Consider the following 15,174-nt stretch of genomic DNA (forward strand, 5'->3'; position numbering starts at 1 on the left):
GAAGGCTCCTTTTCAAGCGCATTGGCGGGCAGGAAATCGGGAATCTGTGCGTGGGGCCTGGCGTCAACCCATCCACTGGCTCACCGGCACGGCCGTGTCCTGGAGCTCTTGCGAGATCACATCCACCAGCGCCGGGCCGTCGTGCATCAGCGCGGCCTTGAGCGCGGCTTCGAGGTCTGCCGGGTCCTCCACGCGCCATGCCTTGACGCCGAAGGCCTCGGCCACGCGGGCATGGTGGGTGCGGTTGAAGTCGACTGAAAAGTAGCGTTCATCGTAGCCGGACTTCTGGCTGGCCTTGATCCAGCCGAACACGCTGTTGGAGAACACGATCATCTTCAGCGGCACGTTGCGGCGCACGATGGTTTCCAGCTCGCCGCAGGTGAAGCCGAAGCTGCCGTCGCCCATGACCGCGACCACCACGGAATCAGGCTGGCCGATGGCGGCGCCAAAGCCGGCGGACATGGCAAAGCCCAGCGCCCCGTGCGCGCGGTTGGTGATGAAGTGCCGGCCGGCCTGGGGCGCGTCGAAATAGGCCGTGAAGTAGGGGCAGGGCGTGCCGGGGTCGGCCACCACGATGGCGCGCGCGGGCAGCAGGCGGTTGAGCGTGTCCACCACGCGCTCGGGCTTGATGGGGCGCTCCAGCGAGGCCGCCAGTGGTGCGAAGAAGGCCTGCTTGGTGGCGCGCGCGGTGGCCGCCAGCGCGGCGCCGTCCGCGGCATCAGCGGGGCGGCGGGCGATGCGCTGCTGCACGGCCGCGTGCAGCGCCTGCAGGCCCAGCAGGGCGTCGCCCACCAGGGCCACGTCGGTGCGGTAGTTGGTGCCTATGGTCATGGCGTCCACGTCCAGGTGGACGATGGTGACCTTGCGCGAGGGCATCTGCCAGTGCTCGGTGGTGGTGGAGCCGGCACGGGCGCCGATGAACATCACCAGGTCCGCCTGCGCCACCACGGCGCGCGTGGCCTCGACGCCGCCATTGGTGCCCACCACGCCGGCATTGAGCGGATGGCTGCCCGCCAGGCTGCCCTGGCCGCTGACGCTGGAGCACACGGGCGCGTTGAGCAGGGTGGCCAGCGCATCCAGTGCGGCGCTGGCGCCTGCGATCAGCACGCCGCCGCCGCAGATCAGCACGGGGCAGCGGGCCGCCACCAGGCGGTCGGCAGCCTCGGCCACGGCCGCCGGATCGGGCGCGGACCGGTAGGCCGGATAGCGGTCATGCCCTGGCTGAGCCCAGACATCGGCCGGATCCAGCGTGTGCTTTTGCACGTCATAGGGCAGGCAGATATGGGTGGCGCCGGGCCGGCCCGTGGTCATGGCGCGGAAGGCGCTGCGCACGGCGTGCGGAATCTGGTCCACGCGGTCAATGGTGGTATTCCACTTGGTCAGCGGCCTGTACAGCGCCTGCTGGTCCAGTTCGGTCAGCGGGAACTTGCCGCGCGCGCCCACGGAAACGTCCGAGGTGATGCCCAGCACGGGCACCGAGGATTCGTTGGCCTCGGCCAGGCCGGGCAGCAGGTAGGTGGCGCCGCCGCCGCTGGGGCCTTCGCACACGCCTACCTTGCCTGTGACGCGCGCATAGGCGTCGGCCATGTAGCCGGCGCTGCGCTCGTCCCGCGTGAGGATGTGGTCCATGCCGTGGTCCAGCCGCGCCATGGCGTCGTAGAAGGGCAGGCTGGTGTCGCCGCACAGGCCGAAGATGTGCTTGACGCCATTGAGCTGCAGCATGCGGACCATGGCGTCGGCACCATTGAAAGCGGTGGTCATGTCGGGAGTCTCCAGGCAGGTTGGGTGATGGGGTTTTTAAGAATCCATTTCAGTATACTTAAAAGAATGCGCAGCGCCAAAGGGCACAATGGCGCCATGAAAATCTCCAACATCCGCCATGAACGGGGCTCCAGCGTCTACAGCACGCTGCGTGACATGGCCATCTCCTACGAGTTCAAGCCAGGCGAGCGCCTGAGCGAGAGCGAACTGGCCCTGCGCCTGGGCGTGAGCCGCACGCCCGTGCGCGAGGCACTGACGCGGCTGGTGGCCGATGGCTTTTTGCTGCCGGCCAGCCGCGGCTACATGCGGCGCGAACTGGACGTGAAGGAGTCACTGGACCTGTACGAGGCCCGCGTGGCCGTGGAGCGCGAATGCGTGCGGCTGGCCGTGGAGCGCGCCTCCGATGCCCAGCTCGACGAGGCCCTGGCCTACCTGGAGCAGAGCCAGCGCGTGGCCTCCGATACGCCGATCCGGCAACTGGTGGACCTGGACGAGGGATTCCACCTGCGCATTGCCGACATGGCCGGCAACGCCGAGCTGCGGCGCATGCTGGCGAGCCTGAACGAGCGCATCCGCTTCATCCGGTGGATCGACATGGAGAACGTGGGGCGCGCCTCCACCCAGCACGAGCACCTGGAAATCCTGCAGGCCCTGCGCGCGCGCGACGCCCAGGCCAGCGAGCGCCTGATGGCCGAGCACATCGGCCTGCGGCGCGAGCAGATCGTGGAGGCGATTGCGCGCGGGCTGACGCGCATCTACCTGCCGCAGGAGCAGGTGCAGGCCACGCCCTGAAGCGCCTTCAGGGGGCGCAGGGCGGCGAGGGCCGGTAGGCGGTGATCAGGATCTGGTTGGCCTGCGCCGGGTTGAAGTTGTCGTCGCTGGCGAACACCAGCACGCGGGTGCCATCGGGCAGCGGCGGGCCCCAGGACATGGCTTCCATGTTGTCCAGCCGGCCGGGCTGCACGGTGGACAGATCGGCCACCAGTTGCTTGACCGCCACCTGTGGCGGCGTTTGAGTGAAGCTGGCCAGGGCCAGCGTGTCAGGTGCCTCCAGGCCGATGCGGTACAGCCGCGCGCCAAAGCCGTGGCCCGGGCTGTAGGAGCGCTCCAGCACCAGCAGATGGTCGGGACCGTCCGGCAGGATTTCGCTGATGCCGTTGACCTCGCGCTGGGGAAGGGCCCAGCTGGCGGCCGGCACGGCATCGGGCTGGTAGGCGATCTGGCGCAGCAGCCGGCCATCGTCCAGGCTGACGAGGCTGATGCGCACGGGCGCGCCTGCCGTGGCGGCGCTGGCGCGCGGGCCGTCCTGGCGCAGCGGCGCCTCCAGGGCCAGCCAGGCCTGTTGGCCGTCCGGCGTCACGGCCAGCCCCTCGAAGCCGAAGTTCGAGCGCAGGCCCGGCCTGCCGTCCTCGTCCTTGAATGCGTAGAACCACCGCGCAATCTGGCGGCCCGTGGCGTCGGTCCTCACCAGCGAGGTGCCAAAGCCCCGGCCCGGGTCGCCTTCATCGGTCCACAGCAGGCCGCCGTCCGGCAGCAGGCGGATGGCTTCGGGGTCGGGCACGGGCTGGGTGGCGGGCGCGGCATGGCGCGGGCGCAGCCAGCGGCCCTCGGCATCCAGTAGCGGATGCACTTCGGTGACCTGCGCCTGCCAGGGGTTGGGGCCGGCACGCTGGCCCGCGTCCAGCGGCTCTATGCGCAGGCGCATCCAGCGCGCGGGGCCGCGCGCCGAGCGGTCATCGCTGATGGCCACGTAGTCGCCGCGCCGGGCGTCGTAGTCCAGGCCCGAGATGCCGCCGGTGGTGGCGCCATGGATGGGCTCATCGCGCGCAATCGTGGTGCTGCCCAGCCACTGCAGGCGCGTGCATGCCGTGGGCTGCGGGGACGGCAGGGCCTGGGGCGGCGCGGCGCAGCCGGCCAGCAGCAGGCCCGCAAGCACCAGGCTGGCCGCCTTGAACAAGGCCGTGAGCCCGTTGTCAGGCCGCCAGCGCGGTCTGGGCCACCGCATGCTCCCAGCGCGCCATCAGCTCGTCGGCGCGGTGCTTGTCCAGTGTGGGCACGAAGCGGCGCTCGGCCTTCCACAGTGCCGACAGTTCCTCGGTGCTCTGGTACACGCCCGAGGACAGGCCCGCCAGGTAGGCAGCGCCCAGGGCCGTGGTCTCCACGCAGGCCGGGCGCACGACGGGAATGCCCAGCAGGTCGGCCTGGAACTGCATGAGCAGGTTGTTGACGCAGGCGCCGCCGTCCACGCGCAGTTCGCTGACCGGCGCGCCGCCGCTGGCCACCGCGTCGCGGCTCATGGCCAGCAGCAGGGCGGCGCTCTGGAAAGCGATGGATTCAAGCGCAGCCCGCGCGATGTGGGCAATGGTGGTGCCGCGCGTCAGGCCCGTGATGGTGCCGCGGGCATCGGGCTTCCAGTAGGGGGCGCCCAGTCCTGTGAAGGCCGGCACCATCATCACGCCGCCCGAGTCGGGCACGCTCTCGGCCAGTTGCTGCACCTGGCCGCTGTGCTCGATGGCGCGCAGTCCGTCGCGCAGCCACTGGACCACGGCGCCGCCCACGAAGACGCTGCCTTCCAGCGCATAGGCCGGCGCAGCGGTGGGCTGTGCCGCAGCGGTGGTCAGCAGGCCGTTGGCGGAGGTCTGGAACACGCCGCCCGTGTGCATGAGCATGAAGCAGCCCGTGCCATAGGTGTTCTTGGCCATGCCGGCCGAAAAGCAGGCCTGGCCGAAGAGGGCGCTTTGCTGGTCGCCGGCCACGCCGCCGATGGCGATCTCGCCGCCCAGCACCTCGGCTGCCGTGCGGCCGAAATCGGCGGCGGAAGGCAGCACCTCGGGCATCAGCGCGCGCGGAATCTCCAGCAGCGCCAGCAGATCGTCGTCCCACTGGTTGGTGTGGACGTTGAACAGCATGGTGCGGCTGGCGTTGGAGACATCGGTCACATGGCGGCGCCCGCCCGTGAGCTGCCAGATCAGCCAGCTGTCCACGGTGCCGAAGGCCAGTTCGCCGCGCTCGGCGGCGGCGCGCGCGCCATTGACGTTGTCCAGGATCCAGCGCAGCTTGGTCCCCGAGAAATAGGCGTCGATCAGCAGGCCGGTCTTGCGCTGGATGGTGTCGGCATGGCCGGCCTCGCGCAGCTGGGCGCACAGCGGCTCGGCGCGGCGGTCCTGCCAGACGATGGCGTGGTGTATGGGCTGGCCCGTGGCGCGGTTCCAGACCACGGTGGTCTCGCGCTGGTTGGTGATGCCCAGGGCGCGGATGTCGGCCGCCGCCAGCCCGGCCTTGGCCAGGGCCTCGCGCGCCGTGGCCAGCTGGGTGCGCCAGATCTCGCGCGGATCGTGCTCGACCCAGCCGGGGCGCGGATAGATCTGCGGCAGCTCCAGCTGGGCCGAGGCCACGATGCGGCCCTGGGTGTCGAAGACGATGCTGCGCGAGCTGGAGGTGCCCTGGTCCAGGGCAAGCAGATAGGTCATGGTGCGGTATCCAGGAAAAGCAGGGCCGGTGCGCGTGTCCTGTGCGGGCGGTGGCGCAGCGGCTGCGGAAAACTTACTGCGCCACCACGCATTGCACTTCTGCTTCGCGCAGAAGGGCATCGAACGGGGCGGGGGGCGCGGTATCGGTGAACAGGCGGTCGATCTGGTCCAGGCGTGCCAGCTCCACCATGGCCTGGCGGTGGAACTTGCTGTGGTCGGCGGCCAGCCAGACTTCGCGCGACTGGGCAATGATGGTCTGGGCCACCTTGACCTCGCGCATGTCGAAGTCGCGCAGGCTGCCATCGGGCTCGATGGCCGAGATGCCGATCAGGGCGATGTCCACCTTGAACTGGCGGATGAAGTCCACGGCCGCCTCGCCCACGATGCCCCGGTCGCGCGTGCGCACCACGCCGCCGGCCACGATGACTTCGCAGTCCGCGTTGGAGCTGAGGATGGCCGCCACGTTGAGGTTGTTGGTGATCACGCGCAGGCCCCGGTGCTTGAGCAGGGCCTGGGCCACGGCCTCGGTGGTGGTGCCGATGTTCAGGATCAGCGAGCAGCCGTTGGGAATGGCCTCGGCCACGGCGCGCGCAATGCGCGACTTGCCTTCGGCATGCAGCACCTGGCGCTGGGTGTGGCCCAGGTTCTCCACCGTGGCGCTGGGCACGCGCACGCCGCCGTGAAAGCGCACCATCAGGCCCGCATCGGCCAGCTTCTGTATGTCGCGGCGCACGGTCTGCAGGGTCACGCCCAGGATCTCGGCCAGCTGCTCCACCGAAGTGGACTGGCGGCTGCGCACTTCGTCGAGCAGCTGTAGTTGTCGGGGATTGGTGTTCACGGCGGCGATTCCAGATCTGGTGCGTTCTCAGGCAAACAAGGCGGGGCGACCGGTTTATAGCGCATTTGCCCCTGGCCGGCCGTGGGTTGGGGAACTTTAAAACGAAGAAAAAAGAACAGCACCTAGGGTATGTGTTGATGGGCTGCGATCTGGAAAGAACAAAAATGATCACGTTCTTGCTTTCGGATGGCGCGCAATCGCCGCCTTGAGCGAGATGTTTCTCCTTGTTCAATCGCTGCCCCCGAGGCGGCCTCGTCAGTGAGGGCGGTCGTGGAACTGGTGTTGGAGAGAATCAGCAAACGCGTGGGCGGCCAGACCTGGCTGCACCCCATGCACCTTGAACTGGAAAGCGGCGCGGTGACCGTGCTGCTGGGTGCCACGCAGGCCGGCAAGACCAGCCTGATGCGCATCATGGCCGGCCTGGACGTGCCCACCGAAGGCCGTGTGCGCGCCGATGGCGTCGATGTGACCGGCATGCCCGTGCGCGAGCGCAACGTGGCCATGGTCTACCAGCAATTCATCAACTATCCCTCGCTCACGGTGGCGGACAACATCGCCTCGCCGCTCAAGCTGCGCGGCGACCGCGACGTGGCGCAGCGCGTGCGCGCCCTGGCCGAGCGGCTGCACATCGACATGTTCCTGGACCGCTACCCGGCCGAGCTGTCGGGCGGCCAGCAGCAGCGCGTGGCGCTGGCGCGCGCCCTGGCCAAGGGCGCTCCGCTGATGCTGCTGGACGAGCCCCTGGTCAACCTCGACTACAAGCTGCGCGAGGAACTGCGCGAGGAACTGACCCAGCTGTTCGCCACAGGCGACTCCACCGTGGTCTATGCCACCACCGAGCCCGGCGAGGCCCTGCTGCTGGGTGGCTACACGGCTGTGCTGCATGAGGGCGAACTGCTGCAGTACGGCCCCACGGCCGAGGTCTTCCATCAGCCGAATTCGCTGCGCGTGGCGCGCGCCTTCAGCGATCCGCCCATGAACCTGATCGTGGCCAGTGCCGTGGAGGGCGGGCTGCAACTGCCGGGCGGCGCGCGGCTGCCCGTGGCGCTGCCTGCGGACCTGGCCGTGTCCGGCCCACTGACCCTGGGCCTGCGCGCCAGCGCCCTGCGCCTGCAGTCCCGGCCCGGCGATCTGGCACTGCAGGGCGTGGTGGAACTGGCCGAGATTTCGGGCTCCGACACCTTCGTGCATGCCACCACGCCCTGGGGCGAGCTGGTGGCCCAGGTCACGGGCGTGCACCACCTGGATCTAGGCAGCGCGGTCACGCTGCACCTGGACCCGGCCCATGCCTACGTGTTCGGCACGGACGGCGCGCTGCTGCTGGCGCCGGCGCGGCCCGGAGGACGATGAGATGGCCCGCATAGAACTCGATCTGGCCCACTCCTACAAGCCGAACCCGCAGCAGGACAGCGACTATGCGCTGCTGCCGCTGAGCATGGTCTTCGAGGACGGCGGCGCCTATGCGCTGCTCGGCCCCTCGGGCTGCGGCAAGACCACCATGCTCAACATCATGTCGGGCCTGCTGGTCCCCTCGCAGGGCAAGGTGCTGTTCGACGGCCGCGACATGACGCGCGCCACGCCCCAGGAACGCAACATCGCCCAGGTGTTCCAGTTCCCGGTGATCTACGACACCATGACCGTGGCCGAGAACCTGGCCTTTCCGCTGAAGAACCGCCGCATGCCCGAGGAGCGCATCCGCGCGCGGGTCGGCCAGATCGCCGAGATGCTGGAGATGAGCGGCCAGCTCGACCAGCGCGCGGCCGGCCTGTCGGCCGATGCCAAGCAGAAGATCTCGCTGGGCCGGGGCCTGGTGCGGCCCGATGTGTCGGCCGTGCTGTTCGACGAGCCGCTCACGGTGATCGACCCCCAGCTCAAGTGGCAGCTGCGCCGCAAGCTCAAGCAGATCCACCATGAACTGCGGCTCACGCTGATCTATGTGACGCACGACCAGGTGGAGGCCCTGACCTTTGCCGAGCACGTTGTGGTCATGACACGCGGGCGCGCCGTGCAGGTGGGCACGCCCGCCCAGCTTTTCGAACGGCCCAGCCACGCCTTCGTCGGCCACTTCATCGGCTCGCCGGGCATGAACTTCGTGCCGCTGCAGCAGGACGGCGGCCGGCTGCTGGCCGAGGGCCAGTACCTGTCCCTGCCCGCCGCACTGGCCAGTGTGGCGCCTGGTCTGCCCCTGAGCCTGGGCATACGCCCCGAGTACCTGGCACTGGCCTCGGCCGACGCGCCCGGCGCCGTGGCCTGCACGGTGGAGCGCGTGCAGGACGTGGGCACGCACCAGTTGCTGGTGGCGCGCCTGGGCGAGCGGCTGCTCAAGCTGCGCTGCGGCGCCGATGCCTTCCTGCCCGCCGCAGGGCAGACCGTCTGGGTGCAATTGCAGGGCCCCCACACCTGCTACTACGTCAACGAGGAGCTGCAGGCATGAGCCAGACCGTCAAGCCCGTCAACCAGAAGGCCTGGCTGCTGATCCTGCCGGTCATCATCTGCGTGGCCTTCTCGGCCATCATCCCGCTGATGACGGTGGTGAATTACTCGGTGCAGGACATCATCAGTCCCGACCGGCGCGTGTTCGTGGGCACTGAGTGGTTTGCCCAGGTCATGCGCGACGAGGAACTGCACTCGGCCCTGCTGCGCCAGATCGGTTTTTCGCTGGCCGTGCTGCTGGTGGAGATCCCGCTGGGCATCGCGCTGGCCCTGTCCATGCCGGCCCAGGGCTGGAAGGCCTCGGCCGTGCTGGTCGTGGTCTCGCTGTCGCTGCTGATTCCGTGGAACGTGGTCGGCACCATCTGGCAGATCTACGGCCGCGCCGATATCGGACTGCTGGGCGCGGCGCTCAACGCGCTGGGCGTGGACTACAACTACACGGGCAATGCCACCCATGCCTGGCTCACCGTGCTGGTCATGGATGTCTGGCACTGGACGCCGCTGGTGGCCCTGCTGTGCTACGCGGGCCTGCGCTCCATTCCCGACGCCTACTACCAGGCCGCGCGCATCGACGGCGCCAGCAAGTTCGCGGTGTTCCGCTACATCCAGCTGCCCAAGATGCGCGGCGTGCTGATGATCGCGGTGCTGCTGCGTTTCATGGACAGCTTCATGATCTACACCGAGCCCTTCGTGCTCACGGGCGGAGGCCCTGGCAATGCGACCACCTTCCTGTCGCAGTACCTGACGCAAAAGGCCGTGGGCCAGTTCGACCTGGGGCCGGCGGCTGCCTTCTCGCTGATCTATTTCCTCATCATCCTGCTGCTGTGCTTCATCCTCTACAACTGGATGCAGCGCGTGGGCACGGCAGACAAAGAAGGGGCAAGAGAATGACCCCCACGCTCCCTTCGTTCACTGCCCCCCGAGGGGGCTCGGCCTCCCTTGGGGTGGCCCTGCGGGAGGCCGGACATGACTGAAGATCGCCGTTTCCACAAGCGCACGCTGTTCCTCGTCGCCTACCTGCTGTTCGCCGTGCTGCCCATCTACTGGATGGTCAACATGAGCTTCAAGACCAACGAAGAGATCCTGTCGAGCTTCTCGCTGTGGCCCCAGCATTTCACCTGGGCCAACTACCAAACCATCTTCACCGATGCCTCCTGGTACTCGGGCTACATCAACAGCCTGATCTACGTGGCCATCAACACCGTGATCTCGCTCACGGTGGCCCTGCCCGCGGCCTATGCGTTCTCGCGCTACCAGTTCCTGGGCGACAAGCATGTGTTCTTCTGGCTGCTGACCAACCGCATGACGCCGCCGGCCGTCTTCCTGCTGCCCTTCTTCCAGCTCTACACCACGGTGGGCCTGATGGACACGCACATCGCCGTGGCCCTGGCCCACCTGCTGTTCAACGTGCCGCTGGCCGTCTGGATCCTGGAGGGCTTCATGAGCGGCATCCCGCGCGAGATCGACGAAACGGCCTATATCGACGGCTACTCCTTCCCGCGCTTTTTCCTCACCATCTTCCTGCCGCTGATCAAGGCCGGCGTGGGCGTGGCGGCCTTCTTCTGCTTCATGTTCAGCTGGGTGGAGCTGCTGCTGGCGCGCACGCTGACCAGCGTGAACGCCAAGCCCATCGTGGCGACCATGACGCGCACCGTCTCGGCCTCGGGCATGGACTGGGCGACGCTGGCGGCGGCCGGCGTGCTGACCATCGTGCCGGGCGCCATCGTGATCTGGTTTGTGCGGCATTACATCGCCAAGGGTTTCGCCATGGGAAGAGTGTGAGGCACCCCCTGAGGCGCTTGCGCGCCTTCCCCCTCTCTACCCGCTTCCGTGGGGGAGGGGGACGACACCCTCGGGGCGGGGCGGCCCTTCCTCGGTGTCCCTGGGCTGGGCTCTGCCGGTTTCGAGAAGCTGCGGTATTGATGCTGGATTTCTGAAAGGACTCGTCAATGTTTTCCTGGATGGCCTGGACGCTGCCGGTGGCGGTGTTCTTCAGTTGCATCGTGCTGATGCTGGTGGGCATGACGCTGTGGGAGTTGCGCAGCCCGACCGTGATGCGCAAGGGCTGGCTGCCGATGGCGACGACGCGCGGGGACCGGCTGTTCATCGGGCTGCTGCTGGCGGCCTATGTCAATCTGGCCTGGGTGGGCCTGGGCGAGAGGATGGCGCAGTGGTTCTCGCTGGAGGCCGAGCCTTCGGTGTGGATCAGCCTGGTGCTGTCCATGCTCGTGCTGGCCGTGGTCATGCGCAAAGGCTGATCACTTCATTCCATTTATCGACAGCCGGGTCCGAAGCTCCCCCGGGGCCCGCTGGTGCATGTGCATGTCGGGGAGACAGCAAGAATCTAGGAGACGGCAGATGAAACAACGACTTCATACCATCGCCCTCGCGGCGGCCCTGCTGGCGGCGGGGCAGGCGTCCTGGGCCGGAGAGGCGGAAGCCAAGAAGTGGATCGACGCGGAGTTCCAGCCCAGCACGCTGTCCAAGGACCAGCAGATGGCCGAGATGAAGTGGTTCATCGAGGCGGCCAAGAAGCTGCAGGCCAAGGGCGTCAAGGAGATCGCCGTGGTGTCCGAGACCATCACCACGCACGAGTACGAGAGCAAGACGCTGGCCAAGGCCTTCACCGAGATCACGGGCATCACCGTCAAGCACGACCTGATCCAGGAAGGCGACGTGGTCGAGAAGCTGCAGACCTCGATGCAGTCGGGCAAGTCCATCTATGACGGCTGGATCTCCGACTCCGACCTGATCGGCACGCACTACCGCTACGGCCGCATCATGAGCCTGACCGACTACATGGCCGGCGCGGGCAAGGACTTCACCAATCCGGGCCTGGATATCAAGGACTTCATCGGCACCAGCTTCACCACCGCGCCCGACGGCAAGCTCTACCAGCTGCCCGACCAGCAGTTCGCCAACCTCTACTGGTTCCGCGCCGACCTCTTCGAGCGCAAGGACCTCAAGGACAAGTTCAAGGCCAAGTACGGCTACGAGCTGGGCGTGCCGCTGAACTGGAGCGCCTACGAGGACATCGCCGAGTTCTTCACCAACGACGTCAAGCAGATCGACGGCAAGCCCATCTACGGCCACATGGACTACGGCAAGAAGGATCCGTCGCTGGGCTGGCGCTTCACCGATGCCTGGCTGTCCATGGCCGGCGCGGCCGACAAGGGCATTCCCAACGGCATGCCCGTCGATGAATGGGGTATCCGCGTGGCCGACGACAAGTGCACGCCCGTGGGCGCCTCGGTCTCGCGGGGGGGCGCCACCAACTCGCCGGCCGCCGTGTTCGCGCTCACCAAGTACGTGGACTGGATGAAGAAATACGCGCCCAAGGAAGCCATGGGCATGACCTTCGGCGAGTCCGGCCCCGTGCCAGCCCAGGGCCATATCGCGCAGCAGATCTTCTGGTACACCGCCTTCACGGCCGACATGACCAAGCCCGGCCTGCCCGTGGTCAATGCCGACGGCACGCCCAAATGGCGCATGGCGCCCGGCCCCAACGGCCCCTACTGGAAGGACGGCATGCAAAACGGCTACCAGGACGTGGGCAGCTGGACCTTCTTCAAGGACCATGACGCCAACCGCACGGCCGCCGCCTGGCTCTACGCGCAGTTCGTCACCGCCAAGACCACCAGCCTCAAGAAGACCATCGTCGGCCTGACGCCCATCCGCGAGAGCGACATCCGCTCCAAGGCCATGACCGACATGGCGCCCAAGCTCGGCGGCCTGGTCGAGTTCTACCGCAGCCCCGCCCGCGTGGCCTGGACGCCCACCGGCAACAACGTGCCCGACTACCCCAAGCTGGCCCAGCTGTGGTGGAAGAACGTGGCCCAGGCCGTCACCGGCGAGAAGACGCCCCAGGGCGCCATGGACAACCTGGCCGAGGAAATGGACCAGGTCATGTCCCGCCTGCAGCGTGCCGGCATGGCGCACTGCGCGCCCAAGCTCAACCCCAAGGGCGACCCGGCCAAGTGGCTCAGCGACAAGCAGGCGCCGTGGAAGAAGCTGGCCAATGAAAAGCCCAAGGGCGAGACGATTGCGTATGACACGCTGCTCAATGCCTGGAAAAACGGCAAGGTGAGGTGACACCCCCTGAGCCGCTGCGCGGCTTCCCCCTCTCTACCCGCTTCGCGGGGGAGGGGGACGACGCCCTCGCTGCGGGGCGGCCCTTGCTTGGCGTCCCTGAGTTGGGTCGCGCCGGTTTTGGACGGCATGCGCTGTGCTGGCATCGCAGTCCATCGTTGGGGCTTCCTGGGTCGCCAAAAACACGAAACGAAAGATAGCGAAGAAAAAAATACAAAAACGAGCGAAAATAGCGGAAAACCCGATTCCGTCCCCTTCGCATTGGGCGCAGGCGTGGCGTCCCGGGTGCTGACATGGCGGCTACATGGCGCCCTGTTAACTTGCCCCACATTCCTTCGTCGAAGATCCATGTCCCTCGCTGCTTCCCCTCTGCCCACCGGCCGCGCCGCCCTGCTGGAACGCCTGGCCCAGCCTGAAACCTACGATCTGGCCATCATCGGCGGCGGTGCCACCGGCCTGGGCGTGGCCCTGGACGCGGCGGCGCGCGGGTTCAAGGTCGTGCTGGTGGAGTCGCATGACTTCGCCAAGGGCACGTCCTCGCGCGCAACCAAGCTGGTCCATGGTGGCGTGCGTTACCTGGCCCAGGGCAACATCGCCCTGGTGCGCGAAGCGCTGCATGAGCGCACCACGCTGCTGCACAACGCGCCCCACCTGGCGCAGCCGCTGGCCTTTGTCATGCCGTCCTACAAGCTGCTGGACACGCCGTTCTACGGCATCGGCCTCAAGATGTATGACGCGCTGGCCGGCAAGGCAGGCCTGGGCGCCACCGAATTCCTCTCGCGCTCCAGCACCGTCAAGTGTTTGCCCACCGTGCGCCAGCAAGGCCTCAAGGGCGGCGTCAAATACTGGGACGGCCAGTTCGACGATGCCCGCCTGGCGCTGGCGCTGGCACGCACGGCCGCCGCCAAGGGCGCGCTGCTGGTCAACTACTGCCCCGCGCTTGAACTGCTGCATGAAGGCGGCAAGGTCGCCGGCCTGGTCTGCGAAGACACGGAATCGGGCCGGCGCTTCACGCTGCGCGCCAAGTGCGTGGTCAACGCCACCGGCCCCTGGGTGGACCTGTTCCGCCAGCAGGATGCCGAGGCCCAGGGCCGTCCCGTCAAGCCTATGGTCGCGCCCAGCCAGGGCGTGCACGTGGTGGTGGACCGCGACTTCCTGCCCAGCGATCACGCCCTGCTCGTGCCCAAGACGGCCGATGGCCGCGTGCTCTTTGCCGTGCCCTGGCTGGGCAAGGTCATCCTGGGCACCACCGACACGCCGCGCAACGACCTGGCGCGCGAGCCCCTGCCGTTCCCCGAGGAGCTGGACTTCATCCTCACCGAGGCCGGACGCTATCTCACGCGCCAGCCCACGCTGGCCGACGTGCGCAGCATGTGGGTCGGCCTGCGCCCGCTGGTCAAGCCCCAGGACGACGACGGCGAGAACACCAAGAAGATCAGCCGCGAGCACACGGTCATGTCCAGCCGCACCGGCCTGGTCACCGTCACGGGCGGCAAATGGACCACCTACCGCGCCATGGCCGAAGACGTGCTCTCCGAGTGCTTTGCCATCGGCCGCCTGCCGCACCGCCCCGGCGGCGTCACGGCCCGCCTGCCGCTGGCCGGCGCCCCGGCCGAATCCGCCGTGCACCACCGCATGAACCAGGTCCAGGGCCTGCATTCCTATGGCACGGAAGCCTCGGCGGTGGAGGCGTTGCCGGGCAACGACGAATGGCTGGCAGACGGCCTGAACGAAGCCATGGTGCGCTTTGCCGCGCGCTTCGAATACGCGCGCACCGTGGAAGACGTGCTGGCGCGCCGCAGCCGCCTGCTGTTCCTCGATGCGCGCAAGGCCGCCGAGGTGGCGCCGCGCGTGGCAGCCATCCTCCAGGAGGAGCTGGGGCAGGACGCCGGTCTGGCGGACTTCATGCCGCTGGCGGCCCAGTACCTGCCGGCCTGATTGCGGCTGAAGTCCCTCTCAAGCAAAACGCCCTGCACTGCAGGGCGTTTTGCTTTTGGAGGCAGATGCAAGCCAAGGAAAGATTGTCAAAATTGATGGATATCTATCTTTGATTGTTTTTATGAATCAGAATGCTGCCCATGGCATCTCGTAACGGTGCCGGCGAACAGCAGCCAGCACAAGGCTGACGAGGGAGGGGGAATGATGAAGAAAGCGCTTGAAAGTCCGTTTTCCGCAGGGCCAGGGCCGTGCCCGAACCCAACGCGGTGGCCCCAAGCCGCTGCGATGTCTGCGCCGCCGTAGTACGCGCGGCCAGCCCGCAGCAGACGATTGCGTTGAGTCTGCCACCCTTTGCCGAGCCCGCCAGGCTCGGCTTTTTTATGGGCGTTTCCGATGGGGTGCGGCCATCGGCAGGCCCAGCTTGCTCCTGGGTTGATAGCGCTCTTGTGGGGGTTGCGCAACGCTGCCGGCCAGGGGTGGAAAAGGCAGCTAAGGGTTTGACGCGCAAAGGAATTTCTGGGACAATCCCATGCTTCACGTGAAAATCGTGAAGTTATCTGCCCAGTGGAAGCGCCGAGAAATGGTTTTCGGCGTGGACGACGGGCCCAAGACTGACTGGCTGCTCGCGGCCCTTGAGAAGACTCT

Annotated in this window: 12 protein-coding genes; 8 read left to right on the top strand and 4 right to left on the bottom strand. The window is 67.5% G+C overall.

The features are described from left to right. Positions 1 to 63: 63 nt before the first annotated feature. A complete protein-coding gene (locus DA1_RS02800; protein WP_034389946.1) occupies positions 64 to 1,761 on the bottom strand; it encodes a thiamine pyrophosphate-binding protein in 1,698 nt (565 codons plus the stop codon). Between the two features lie 96 nt (positions 1,762 to 1,857). Between DA1_RS02800 and DA1_RS02805 the strand changes: the two genes are divergently transcribed. After that, complete coding sequence (locus DA1_RS02805; RefSeq protein ID WP_034398102.1) at positions 1,858 to 2,553, top strand: GntR family transcriptional regulator; 696 nt, start codon at positions 1,858 to 1,860, stop codon at positions 2,551 to 2,553. Between the two features lie 7 nt (positions 2,554 to 2,560). On the opposite strand, the gene DA1_RS02810 is transcribed toward DA1_RS02805, so the two are convergent. The 3 genes from DA1_RS02810 to DA1_RS02820 all read right to left on the bottom strand — a co-directional run bounded on the left by DA1_RS02810 (position 2,561) and on the right by DA1_RS02820 (position 6,069). Further along, a complete protein-coding gene (locus DA1_RS02810) occupies positions 2,561 to 3,766 on the bottom strand; it encodes an esterase-like activity of phytase family protein (protein ID WP_174549359.1) in 1,206 nt (401 codons plus the stop codon). Next, complete coding sequence (glpK, locus tag DA1_RS02815; RefSeq protein ID WP_012202955.1) at positions 3,735 to 5,231, bottom strand: glycerol kinase GlpK; 1,497 nt, start codon at positions 5,229 to 5,231, stop codon at positions 3,735 to 3,737. The genes DA1_RS02810 and glpK overlap by 32 nt, the downstream gene beginning before the upstream one ends. A 73-nt stretch (positions 5,232 to 5,304) precedes the next feature. Then, positions 5,305 to 6,069: a DeoR/GlpR family DNA-binding transcription regulator gene (locus DA1_RS02820; RefSeq protein ID WP_012202956.1), complete on the bottom strand. Its 765-nt coding sequence runs from the start codon at positions 6,067 to 6,069 to the stop codon at positions 5,305 to 5,307. Between the two features lie 270 nt (positions 6,070 to 6,339). On the opposite strand from DA1_RS02820, the gene DA1_RS02825 reads away from it, so the two are divergent. The 7 genes from DA1_RS02825 to DA1_RS02855 all read left to right on the top strand — a co-directional run bounded on the left by DA1_RS02825 (position 6,340) and on the right by DA1_RS02855 (position 14,529). After that, complete coding sequence (locus DA1_RS02825; RefSeq protein ID WP_034389948.1) at positions 6,340 to 7,419, top strand: ABC transporter ATP-binding protein; 1,080 nt, start codon at positions 6,340 to 6,342, stop codon at positions 7,417 to 7,419. A 1-nt stretch (position 7,420) separates the two neighbouring features. Beyond that, complete coding sequence (locus DA1_RS02830) at positions 7,421 to 8,503, top strand: ABC transporter ATP-binding protein (protein WP_034389950.1); 1,083 nt, start codon at positions 7,421 to 7,423, stop codon at positions 8,501 to 8,503. Then, positions 8,500 to 9,393, top strand: a complete 894-nt coding sequence (locus DA1_RS02835) for a carbohydrate ABC transporter permease (protein WP_012202959.1) — start codon at positions 8,500 to 8,502, stop codon at positions 9,391 to 9,393. The genes DA1_RS02830 and DA1_RS02835 overlap by 4 nt, the downstream gene beginning before the upstream one ends. A 75-nt stretch (positions 9,394 to 9,468) precedes the next feature. After that, positions 9,469 to 10,284, top strand: a complete 816-nt coding sequence (locus DA1_RS02840; protein WP_013804448.1) for a carbohydrate ABC transporter permease — start codon at positions 9,469 to 9,471, stop codon at positions 10,282 to 10,284. Positions 10,285 to 10,451: 167 nt separating this feature from the next. Beyond that, positions 10,452 to 10,760, top strand: a complete 309-nt coding sequence (locus tag DA1_RS02845; RefSeq protein WP_012202961.1) for a DUF2160 domain-containing protein — start codon at positions 10,452 to 10,454, stop codon at positions 10,758 to 10,760. 100 nt (positions 10,761 to 10,860) lie between these two features. Continuing rightward, on the top strand, positions 10,861 to 12,594 hold the full coding sequence (locus tag DA1_RS02850) for an ABC transporter substrate-binding protein (RefSeq protein ID WP_012202962.1): 1,734 nt from the start codon (positions 10,861 to 10,863) through the stop codon (positions 12,592 to 12,594). Between the two features lie 345 nt (positions 12,595 to 12,939). Beyond that, a complete protein-coding gene (locus DA1_RS02855; RefSeq protein WP_012202963.1) occupies positions 12,940 to 14,529 on the top strand; it encodes a glycerol-3-phosphate dehydrogenase/oxidase in 1,590 nt (529 codons plus the stop codon). The last annotated feature ends 645 nt before the right edge of the window (positions 14,530 to 15,174 follow it).

It is taken from the genome of Delftia acidovorans NBRC 14950 (assembly GCF_001598795.1).
Classification (GTDB): Bacteria; Pseudomonadota; Gammaproteobacteria; order Burkholderiales; family Burkholderiaceae_C; genus Comamonas; species Comamonas acidovorans.

Coding starts and splice junctions, on each gene's coding strand:
- DA1_RS02830 (WP_034389950.1), top strand. CDS start 7,421: ATGGCCCGCATAGAACTCGATCTGGCCCACTCCTACAAGCCGAACCCG.
- glpK (WP_012202955.1), bottom strand. CDS start 5,231: ATGACCTATCTGCTTGCCCTGGACCAGGGCACCTCCAGCTCGCGCAGC.
- DA1_RS02840 (WP_013804448.1), top strand. CDS start 9,469: ATGACTGAAGATCGCCGTTTCCACAAGCGCACGCTGTTCCTCGTCGCC.
- DA1_RS02810 (WP_174549359.1), bottom strand. CDS start 3,766: ATGCGGTGGCCCAGACCGCGCTGGCGGCCTGACAACGGGCTCACGGCC.
- DA1_RS02850 (WP_012202962.1), top strand. CDS start 10,861: ATGAAACAACGACTTCATACCATCGCCCTCGCGGCGGCCCTGCTGGCG.
- DA1_RS02845 (WP_012202961.1), top strand. CDS start 10,452: ATGTTTTCCTGGATGGCCTGGACGCTGCCGGTGGCGGTGTTCTTCAGT.
- DA1_RS02800 (WP_034389946.1), bottom strand. CDS start 1,761: ATGACCACCGCTTTCAATGGTGCCGACGCCATGGTCCGCATGCTGCAG.
- DA1_RS02805 (WP_034398102.1), top strand. CDS start 1,858: ATGAAAATCTCCAACATCCGCCATGAACGGGGCTCCAGCGTCTACAGC.
- DA1_RS02855 (WP_012202963.1), top strand. CDS start 12,940: ATGTCCCTCGCTGCTTCCCCTCTGCCCACCGGCCGCGCCGCCCTGCTG.
- DA1_RS02835 (WP_012202959.1), top strand. CDS start 8,500: ATGAGCCAGACCGTCAAGCCCGTCAACCAGAAGGCCTGGCTGCTGATC.